Raw genomic sequence first — 9,894 nt, forward strand, 5'->3', positions numbered from 1 at the left:
CGGGGTGCGACGGGTAGCCGGCGCTGCCCCGGCAGGTTCACCCGCGCGGGTGATGTGTCCGGCCGTGTCGGCGGGGCGTGTCCTGCGAATCGGTCGTTCCATCCGCCGACAACGACCGAACGCGTCGAGCATTCACGATTGCACGACACAAGGCGTCGTCAAATCCCGGGAATTCCAGCATTTCCAAGCCCTGAATGTCGCTTCACATCACCCCCGGGTCGAGCTAACTTGTAAATGGCCCGGAAAAACCGGGCGGCGGGATTCCCGCCGAAACCACTCCGTGAATTCGCGTGACGGGTGAACTCTGCCCGAATCGCGGCAAGGGAAAGGAAATTAGGAATGGCAATCAGTGACTCCGCGAGTATGGTCGCCGCCCAGCTGCACGACCAAGGCCCGGCAGCCGTGGCCCCGCCCGCCCCGGGGGCCACGGCCGCGCCGAACCCCGCCCCCACTGTGACCCCGGCGCCCGTCCCGCCGGTGGGCCCGGTCGCCCGGCCGGAGTGGCAGGAGGTGCGGGTCAGTCCGCGCTACCTGGCCGGCGCCGGCTACAACTCGGACGCCGCGATGGACCCGCTGACCGGTGGAGCCGGTTGGCACGCTTGGAGCGACGAGCTCGCCAACCACCACCTCACCAGCCCCTGCGGGCGCGCCTACCTCGGGTTCCTGCCGGAGGACCACCCGGAGCCGGTCGGGCTGTGGAAGGCATGGGCGCGCCCGCACCACCACGGGCCGCGCACCTGGCTGGCCGCGTTCTCGGACGAGGTGCCCTACGAGTTCATCGCCGCCTTCACCACCGACTGGGCCGAGGGATACCGCTCGGACGACCCGACCTTCGCCCAGCCCGACAGCGGCCACCGCGACGGCGTCGAGAAGGTGCTGACGGTCCTCCAGCTGGCCGGGTGGGACCGGGACCCGAGTACCGGACGGGGTCGGAGCCTGGAGCGGTGGACGGCACCGGACGGCCGGGCCGGCGTGGAGGTGCGGATCAACGCGCGGGGCAGCGCCGCGAGCGAGTCGTGCAGGGAGAGCCCCGCTGGACGATCTGGGGTGCCCCGGCGCCCTACCGCCGCCCGCTGTGGGACGCGGTCTTCAGCACGGGCACCCCGACCGGCCTGATCGCCGCGTTCTGCCGGGCGCTGACCGACCCGGACCCGCTGGTGCGCGAGGAGCACCAGATCCCGTGGGCCTGCCGCGCCACGGTCATCCGCGGCTGACGCCGGGTCGGGTGGTGCCGTCCCCGCGCCAATCGGGGGCGGCACCGCTGCCCAGCATCCCATCCCGCCGACTCGACTCGAAAGCTGGAGGCCCTGCCGTGAGCACCCGTTCGATCATTGCCCGGCCCACGCCCAGCGGTTTCGCCGGACGCTACGTCCACCGCGAAGGCGCCCCCACCCACCGGATCCCGGCCCTGTTGACCGCCGTGCGCGGTCACTTCGGCGGCGACATCCAGGCCGCCGCCCGGTTCTACCTCGACGACCACCCCGCCGGCTGGGAGCGCCTGGGCACCGACTTCCGCGCGATGCCGGGCTCGATCGGACCTGGCGTGGACCAGGACGCCGGCCACAACCGGTGCTTCTGTCACGGGACTCGGAGCGAGGATGCCTGCCTGATCACCCAGGACACCGTGGACCCGCTGTGGCACGAGTGGATCTACCTCCTGCGCCACGAGGGCCTGCAGGTCATCCGCACCGACTGGAGGAAGTGCACCCAGGCCGACTGGGCGAGCCACCTCCTGCCCTGGAGTACCGACCCGAACGCCCCGCTGCCCGCCACGGCGGCGCTGACCGAGCTCTGACCCAACCCCAGCCCGAACAACCAGGTGGCCGGGCACCGGCCCGGCCACCCCAGCCCCGAAGGGAACCCAGCACCATGACCGCCCATCCCGCTCCGATCGCCACCCGGGCCCGGCAGGCCGCCGACCACTTGCGCGCGATCGTCGCCCAGGACCCCGACCCGCGCTGGCGCGTCAGGGAGCAGGCCCTGGCCCACCTGCGGCTGGCCGCCCTGCTCGGCATTGCGCCCACGGACGTCATCACCACCGACGACGAGTTGCGGGCCACCCGCAAGCACGACGCGCTGATCCTCACCGTCACCGACCCCGCCGACCCGGCGGCCGTCTACCGGTTCTCCCTGATCGACCCCCGCTACGACGACGAGCCGTTCCGCCTCCTGGGCCAGTGCCCCGGCTGCCGAGGTGAGGCGGCGTACCGCGAGATCCGGACCCTGGCCGACCTCGCCGCCGCCGAGTGGGTTCCGCGGACCTCCGACGACGGTTCCCTGCCGGAGGTCCTGCGCGCCGCGTCCCGCGCCTCGGTCTTCCTCACCGACCCGGGCCACTGCGGCGGCTGCCCGTACACCAGCTGACCAGGGAATCCGACCCACCCACCCGCCGCCCGGCCGCACCGCCGGCGGGCGGCGCAGAGAAAGGCACAACCCGCCATGAACGACCGCCACCTGACCGTCGCCGACCTCATCACCACCCTCACCGCCCACGACCCGCTCGCTCCGGTGCGCCTGGCGCTGTCCCCCGAGTGGCCCTTCGAGCACTACGTCGGCGCCATCACCGCCACGCCCCACATCCCGCCCACCCCCGACCACACCGAGACCCCGCAGCGTGAGCAGCGCGGCGCGGTGTGGATCGGCGACGGCGGCCAGATCGGCTACCTCCCGGCCGAGGCCTGGGTCGAGCTCCACCGCGACCCCGACGACTGCCGGCCCGGCGCCGCCTGACCAGACCACCTCCGCACGGCTGACCGCCAATGTCCGCCGCACGGAACCGAACTGGGCCGGGGCACCCCACACCCCGGCCCACTCACCCCGAGACCGCACCCGACACACCACCGGGAGAACCACCATGCGCACCCCGCAGCGCCCCTCCGGGCAGCCGATCACCCCTCGCGCTCTCGCCGCGACCATCCTCGCCACCGCGACCGCCGCCGCCCTCACCACCAGCGACCGCCTCGCCGCCGCCCACACCGCCATCCACCAGACCACCCCGCCCGGCCCCGTGGCGCCCGGCCACGCCGACCTCGCCCGCCGCGAGGCCGCCTACCGACTCGCGGACGCCGCCCACCTCGAGCCCCGCGGCCTGCTCACCCCCAACCTCGCCCAGGCCCTCGACAACCGCGACCGCGCCTGGCCCCGCCCGATCCGCCGCACCGCGCTGCTGACCGCCACCGCCCACCTGCCCGCTACCCCCATCCCCACCCCGGATCACCCCGTGCCCACCCGAACCCCGGTTCCCACGCCGGACACCACCCACCTCGCCCACCTCCTCCACACCACCGCCCGCCGTACGGCCGCCCAGCTGCGCACCACCATTCGCCCCCGGACGTTGACCCAACTCCTCGCCACCACGGCCCGGGACGCTGCCAACCTCCTGCCCGACGGCTACGGCCTGCTCCTGGAGTGCGAACTGACGCTGCGCCTGGCCCGCGTACTGGGACTCCCCACTCCCGGCGCTCTCGCCCCCGGCCTCGGACCCACCTTGGCCCTGGCCACCCGTAACACCACCCGCACCGAACTGGCCGACCTCCTCCTGACGGCGGTCCGCCCCGCCCCGGCTCGCCCGGCGGTCGCCGCCGGCAGCTCCGAGCGCGTCCCCCGCCAGCGCGCCCGCGCGGGTACCTGCTCGTGCCCGTGCGCCACCGGCGGGTTCTGCGGTGGCTGCGGCCACGCGGGCTGCGGCGGCCGCTGACCCCCGACGTCTCTCCCGGGGCCGCCCGCCGGCGGCCCCGGAACCCCGACCGATCCACCTCATTCCAAGGAGACCGACCATGTCCTCGACCATCACCACCACCGTCCCTACCCAGACCACCGAGCCGGTCACCGCGCTGACCGGCACCACCGCCGCCGTCTACACCGAACTCTGCGGCCAGGACGGCATCAGCGCCGCCGCCCTGGCCCTGGCCGCCCATGTGAGTCCCTCCGCCGCACGCAAGGCCCTCGTCGCCCTCGAACAGCGCGGCCTCGCCCGCCGCACCCCCGGCGGCAACGACCGCACCCGCCGCCTCCCCGACCTCTGGAGCCCCGCCACCCCCGGTGACAATTCGAACGCCGGCCAGGCTGGCGCGCACGCCGAGGCGGCCCTGCCCTCCATCGAGGAGACCGATCTGCCCTGTGACGCCCAGCACTCGACGCACCTCGGCAACGTCGAGGGCGACGGCCAGCAGGGTGGCCCCCTGGACGATGGACTGCAGGCGGCCGACAGTGTGGAACCGACCTCGTCCCCGATCGAGGAGCAGGAGGCTTTGAGGAACGACTGCATGCCTGGCGCCGGCAGTGACGAGGCCGACCCGGCCGGGGGTGGTGGAGCCGAGCCGGCTACTGCCCTCACCGCGCTGGAGCGTCATCTGGCCGGTGCAGCCGAGGGCCTGTCAGCCGGGGCTGGCGCTGCGGAGGGGGGACCTGGTGACGCCCCATCCGCCAACACTGAAGCTGTAGCAGCCACCACGAGGCCCGCTGACACCGTCGAGCACGTCTGCTGCTGCCCGACCTGCGGCTACACGATGCGGCGCCCGGCCCGAAAGCGCCCCGCCGCCGTCACCGGTGCCGGCCCCAGGCTGGCGCCCGGCCAGTTGCACCAGATGGTGCTCGCTCACCTGCGTGCCAACCCCGAGCACGACTGGACGCCGACCAAGCTCTCCCAGGCACTCGGCCGCTCCTCGGGAGCGACCGCCAACGCCCTGGACACCATGGTCGCCCGAGGCGAGGCGGTCATGACCAGCGCAAAGCCTCGCCGCTACCAGGCCGCCGTCACCGCGCCAGCCGGAGGCTGAGTCCCGCTGAGGCCGCCTCAGGGTTGGCCTCCTGGGGGCGGCCCTTACCCGCTGAATCCAGAGCGACGTTGGCACGCCGACGACCGGTTGACCTGTGGTTTGACGAATCGCCGGCACTTGTCGGTGGTGACCGCTACGGTCGGCTCCCGTGTGGCGATAGTTCGCCGGGAAGACCGAAGGCGCTGTCCGTGAAGGCCATTTACGGACAGCGAGACCAGCGCGGCACTGCCGTGGCTGCCTAACCTCCGCGTCATTTCGAGCGCGCTCCGTCCGGTGGGCTCCGAGCAGATCTCGGGCCGCACGGCCGGGAACGCCTGGGTTTGGATCTCGTGTCTCTGCCCGTGCGTTGATCGCACGCCTCATCGGCGTGCTGGACTTCTGCACGCCGCTACCACGGGAGAGCACAGATGGACAGCAGCGCATCCCTCTCGGCGGACGACCATCCGGACCCGGCTGTCAACGGTCATGATCCCGAATTGAAGGCCCGAGCGGAGCAGATCGCCAATCTGACCTGGCGTCAACACCAGGCGATCCGTGTGGCGCTCATTGCGATCGGCCTGCCGAAGGAGGTTGCATCGAACACGGCCTGGCTGGCCGCCGACCCGCAGCACATGCTCGACCAGCTCAAGCGCCCCCGCCGCGAGGTACTGGCCGTTGGCGTGACCGGCGTGACCGTGCAGACGGACACCCTCATCGCACCGCTGCTCAGGGCCGCCGAGAATGTCCGGATGTCCGACAAGCGATACGAGGGGACGTTCTCGCTGCCGCGCTACGGCACGGCTAACCGGAACGCGGCTTGCGTCCTCGACCTTCGGCACTACGGCGACCACCAGGCCGGTCTGGCCCAGTTGGAGGCGGGGATCGGCGAGATCGACGCCGTGATCGACGCGAACAACAAGTACGGCGCCGACATCGCGGAGAACGGCGTACGAGTCGGCGGCATCCTGTTCCCGCTCCTGGTCGACCTCACCGACAAGCACCTGCTCGGCGGCTGGGAGACCGCTGACTGCTACGGCCGCACCTACTTCGTGCAGCAGTCCGAGAACATTGAGCTGCGTGGTCTCCTTGATCAGCTGTGGGACATCCCCACCACGCGCCAGGAGTTCAACGCCCACCCTATGCAGGCGCGCCGCGCCCGTCTGCTTTCGGTGGCTGGCAAGGTCACCAACGGGACGCCTGTCACCGCCGCAGAACGCAGCATGTTGATCCGGGCAGTCATGCCCTCCACCAAGATGGTGCTGGCGGTCGAAGGCGCGCCCATGGCGGAGGCCCGGCGCCGAATCGTTGCCCAGCAGCACCTCGACCGCCCGACGCCTTTCTCGTCCGATACGCAGTGGCAGACCAGGGCCGAGGCCGTACTGGAAGCGCTGGAGCAGAAGGAACGGCTGGTGGCCCCGCCCGACGCCAACCAGGCTCAGGTTCGACTGTGGCTGGACGCCCCGGCCAAGGCGGTGGACGGCGTAACGCTCTATCCCGATGACATCGCCGTGCTTGCGGCAGCGACTCTTCTGCCCGCCACGGACACCGCGCAGAACCGGGCGATCACGACCGCCCTCCGGACCCGCGGCGTCATGGGTACGGAGCGCAAGGAAGCCCGCTCCATGGTCGCCGCTCACGTGATCGCTCGAGCCATCCCGGCGAAGTATCCGCGCGACGGCCGCCGGTCTGCCTTGGAACGTGTGCTGCGCTTGGGGGACCTTCGAGGCATTGTGGTGGACACCCGCCCGATTGCAGACATTCTCGCGGACGCCCGGTGCGAGCTGGACAAGGCAGGGACAACGAAGTCGGAGGGCGAGCCCGCCATGGTGGGCTCGGCCACGAAGCAGATCCTCATGCGGGCTGGCTTCTACCTCACGTGCGGAGTCGGGGAGAGCACCTTCCTGGAGCGCAGCGCGTACGGTGCCGTCAAGGGTAAGGCCCAGGAGCCGGGCGAGTTGTTGCGCAAGCTCGCCAAGACCAAGGAAGGGCTGGAGCAGCTGGCGCAGGCCATCTTCGATGGCCGCAGGCAGTACCACATCCGTCTGGTGGAGAAGGGCCAGCTGGCGGTGGACACACCAAGCCCTGCCGATGAAAGCGGCCGCATGACCCCGGCGGAGCTGCGCGACCTGGCGCTCGCAATGAACAGCAGCAAGCTGGGCGAAGGCAACGGGAAGGGCGAGCAGCCCAAGGCGGCAGCGGTCCAGGTCCGGGAAGACACGGACGACCTGCGGAGCGTGGTCGGATCCGTCGAGGAGACCGTCCGCGTCATGCGCGGCCGGAAGGACTCCATCGCACCCGAACCTCACGTGGACGAACACGGATGGATGGACCCATTGGCCACCACCGCGCCTGAGAGTGGCATCGTGTACCGCCTTCGGCAGGTGGCCGACGATCTCCATGGCTGGAGTCTTCTGCACAAGAAGCTCAACGGCAGCGGGCCGACCTCCGAGGTTGCCGGGTGAGGCCGCCCGTTCGTCTGACCCGTGATGTCGCCGACCACCTGGACGCGCTGATGGGCATCGAGGCACCGGGCGACGACCGTGCGGTGGTGGGTGTCGTCCGAGGATGGTCACAGCCACTCATCGTGCCGGTCAGTGAAGTCCTCGGCGGCAGCTGCTGGTCTGACGTACGCACCGGCGTGTACGTGCCTTGTGGGGATGGAGCGGTAGCCAACTACGTCGGTAGTGTCCGCCGCGCCACCGCCGCCCTCGCGGCCCGCCTCCGGGAGCACTTCCGGGAGGTCCCCGACCGGCGGGAACGCTGGACGCACGTTGCGCTCGTCAGGCTGCCTGACAGGCTCAGCACTGAGGCGGTGCTTCGATGCGAAGGCCGGGCTGGGCGGGCGCTCGACCCGCTGGACAACATCCGGCTGCCCGCCGTCCCCGGGCGCCCGGCCTGGGTGCCCCGCCCGCGGGCGGCATAACCAGCGCGCCGACCGTTGGGGGTCCTGCAGATACGAGGTATTGGCGTGGTGGCTCGACCAGCGGTGAGGAGGGGTAGCGCGCGAGCCGAGCGCACGATGCTCGCTGGCTCGCGCGTCCGACGCGAACACTCGTGCTCGTCATCCTTCACCCTCGGGCACCGGCCTGCGTCGTCAGACAGCTGGCGGTACGTCAACCCTGCGAAAAAATAGAACACTTAACGTCTTGTGTCGTACCCGGGGCGCCCGCTGCGGGCTCGCCGCCATCGACGGTTAAGCGTTTTTCGGTTCGCTGCCCTCTATCTGACGGAACCTCTTCCAACGAGGGGTGCCGGAGGGAGAGACTGTGTCGACGTGGTGGGACTGGGTGGCTGTCAGCATCGGGGGCTCGGGGGCCGGTGCGGTCGTCCGGGCACTGGCGTACCGGATGCGTGAAAGGGGACGCAGCCAGGCAATCACCTCGGTCATGCGGGAGATGCCGATCGGCGGTGGACGGGTAGAAGCCCGAGATCGGGGCGAGGTCTCATGGGTGGTGGACGTGCGCGACAACGGTGAGGACGGGTGACTGCGAAGGAGGAAGCAGAGGCGGTCTTCGACCGGCTCTGCCGAACGACGTATCGGCGTCTACTGGCCAAGGCCGTCCTGGTGACAGGGGGACAGGTGGCGTCGGCCCAGGACGCCGTCCAGGAGAGCTTCGTCAAGTGCTGGCAACGGATGACCAGCACGGGGCAGGAGCCTGTCGCCAACTGGAATGCCTGGTTGGCGAGAGTGGTTGTCCATGATGCTCTCGCCCAGATCGGACCGGCGCGGACCGCTGTAGTGGAAGGGTGGGAAGGGTTGGACGCCGCAGCCCTGGGCCCCGATCACGCGACCAGCTTCGTCCTCAAGGAGGCCTTCCGTACCGTGTGCAAGGAGGTCCGGTATCTTCCACCGCAACGCCGACGCTGCTTGGTGTTCCATTGCCTGGGGGGTTTCAGTATCCGCGAGATCGCTGGTCAACTGGGGCTCACCGAATCCGCAGTTCGCAGCCACATCACCCTTGCCCGGCGGGATCTGCGGCCGGTATGGGTGGACCTGGTCAGGATGGAAGTCCTGGAAGACGGGGAATGGAGGGAATCGTGACCGACCCTGGACGCGGCATTCTCCCAGCCGACACTCACGACGAGGTTCATGCCGATCCGGCGCACGAACCGGTTACGGGCATGCTGCGGGCGACTGAGGACGCCATCTACGACGCGCTGGGCCCCTCCATCGACGTCGAGGCATCTCTCGCCGCGATCAAGGCCCGCATCGCCGCTGTCGAGGCGGCCGATCGCCCCGACGCGGAAGTCCCGGCCAGCCGCAGGCGCCTGGCACCGGCCAGGGTCGGAGGCGGCACAGCCGAAGGCCTGTCCGAGCGGTGGCCCTTGGTGCGAGACGACGGATACCTGCGCTTTCCCGCCACTCCATCGAGGACATTCCGCCCGTCTGCGGCATCCAATCTCGGGCACACCCCTGCCAGCGACTGGCAGCAGCTGCCGGCCGCCCACGGTGCGCCGCACGTGCTGAGCGCCTTCCGGCGCAGGTCCCGTGCCTCCTTCGACCTGCACTCCATCGCGGTGGAGCTGTGCGAGGTCCTGGTCCGTCATGTGGCCGACTTCGCCTGCGTCGACCTGCTGGACAGGCTGATCTCCGATGCCGCGCTGCCCGGCGAGCTGCCGGACAACCGCACCGAGCTGCGCCGGGTCGCTCGCGCCTTCAACCCGGCCTCCGGCCAGTGGGACCACGTCCTGGATGAGGGCGCGCTGCTCACCATGCCCGCCTCCACCCCGCCGGGCCTGGCCTTGCAGGAGAACAAGCCGGTCCTGGTCCCGACAATCAGCCCGGACGTGGCGGTGGAGTATGCCATCTCGATCGGCGGGCCGGAGCTGGTCCCGGTGGTCGCAGGGCGGTCCATGTTGGTGCTGCCGCTCTCCGTACGCGGCACCGTGCTGGGCATCCTCAAGCTGCTGCGGCTGCCCGATCGGCCGCCGTTCGAGGGCGACGATGTGGCCGAACTAGAAGAACTCGCCGCCTGGGCGGCGCTGTCGCTGGACAACGCGCGGCTTCACCGGGCCGAGTCCAAGGTCGCCACCACCCTGCAGCGCTCGATGATCCCGACCCGGCCGCCGCGGATCCCCGGGGTGCAGATCGCCCACCGCTACATGCCGGGCGACCGGCGGGCCGAGGTCGGCGGCG

The 9,894-nt window shown here is 70.9% G+C and carries 10 protein-coding genes; all 10 read left to right on the forward strand.

Going from position 1 to position 9,894, the window contains the following annotated elements:
- Positions 1-339: 339 nt before the first annotated feature.
- Positions 340-1,116 (forward strand): SPDY domain-containing protein, encoded by a 777-nt coding sequence (locus tag ABD323_RS00725; RefSeq protein WP_344437724.1) that lies wholly within the window; start codon positions 340-342, stop codon positions 1,114-1,116.
- Positions 1,041-1,214, forward strand: coding sequence for an SPDY domain-containing protein (locus ABD323_RS45880; RefSeq protein ID WP_425555816.1), 174 nt, complete (start codon positions 1,041-1,043; stop codon positions 1,212-1,214). The genes ABD323_RS00725 and ABD323_RS45880 overlap by 76 nt, the downstream gene beginning before the upstream one ends.
- 98 nt (positions 1,215-1,312) lie before the next feature.
- Positions 1,313-1,795: a hypothetical protein gene (locus tag ABD323_RS00730; protein WP_344437726.1), complete on the forward strand. Its 483-nt coding sequence runs from the start codon at positions 1,313-1,315 to the stop codon at positions 1,793-1,795.
- A 74-nt stretch (positions 1,796-1,869) separates the two neighbouring features.
- Positions 1,870-2,364, forward strand: coding sequence for a hypothetical protein (locus ABD323_RS00735; protein ID WP_344437728.1), 495 nt, complete (start codon positions 1,870-1,872; stop codon positions 2,362-2,364).
- Between the two features lie 75 nt (positions 2,365-2,439).
- A complete protein-coding gene (locus ABD323_RS00740) occupies positions 2,440-2,730 on the forward strand; it encodes a hypothetical protein (protein WP_344437730.1) in 291 nt (96 codons plus the stop codon).
- 124 nt (positions 2,731-2,854) lie between these two features.
- A complete protein-coding gene (locus tag ABD323_RS00745; RefSeq protein WP_344437732.1) occupies positions 2,855-3,697 on the forward strand; it encodes a hypothetical protein in 843 nt (280 codons plus the stop codon).
- Positions 3,698-3,776: 79 nt separating this feature from the next.
- Entirely contained in the window at positions 3,777-4,778 is a 1,002-nt protein-coding gene (locus ABD323_RS00750; RefSeq protein WP_344437734.1) for a hypothetical protein, read from the forward strand.
- 407 nt (positions 4,779-5,185) lie between these two features.
- Positions 5,186-7,219, forward strand: coding sequence for a hypothetical protein (locus tag ABD323_RS00755; RefSeq protein WP_344437736.1), 2,034 nt, complete (start codon positions 5,186-5,188; stop codon positions 7,217-7,219).
- Between the two features lie 1,019 nt (positions 7,220-8,238).
- A complete protein-coding gene (locus ABD323_RS00760) occupies positions 8,239-8,799 on the forward strand; it encodes an RNA polymerase sigma factor (protein WP_344437738.1) in 561 nt (186 codons plus the stop codon).
- Positions 8,800-8,879: 80 nt separating this feature from the next.
- On the forward strand, positions 8,880-9,894 hold a 1,015-nt coding region (locus ABD323_RS00765; protein WP_344437740.1), incomplete at its 3' end, for a GAF domain-containing protein.

The organism is Kitasatospora nipponensis (assembly GCF_039528135.1).
GTDB lineage: Bacteria > Actinomycetota > Actinomycetes > Streptomycetales > Streptomycetaceae > Kitasatospora > Kitasatospora nipponensis.

Excerpts from the sequence above, each read along its gene's own strand:
- ABD323_RS00755 (WP_344437736.1), top strand. The coding sequence starts at position 5,186 with ATGGACAGCAGCGCATCCCTCTCGGCGGACGACCATCCGGACCCGGCT.
- ABD323_RS00740 (WP_344437730.1), top strand. The coding sequence starts at position 2,440 with ATGAACGACCGCCACCTGACCGTCGCCGACCTCATCACCACCCTCACC.
- ABD323_RS00750 (WP_344437734.1), top strand. The coding sequence starts at position 3,777 with ATGTCCTCGACCATCACCACCACCGTCCCTACCCAGACCACCGAGCCG.
- ABD323_RS00745 (WP_344437732.1), top strand. The coding sequence starts at position 2,855 with ATGCGCACCCCGCAGCGCCCCTCCGGGCAGCCGATCACCCCTCGCGCT.
- ABD323_RS00735 (WP_344437728.1), top strand. The coding sequence starts at position 1,870 with ATGACCGCCCATCCCGCTCCGATCGCCACCCGGGCCCGGCAGGCCGCC.
- ABD323_RS00725 (WP_344437724.1), top strand. The coding sequence starts at position 340 with ATGGCAATCAGTGACTCCGCGAGTATGGTCGCCGCCCAGCTGCACGAC.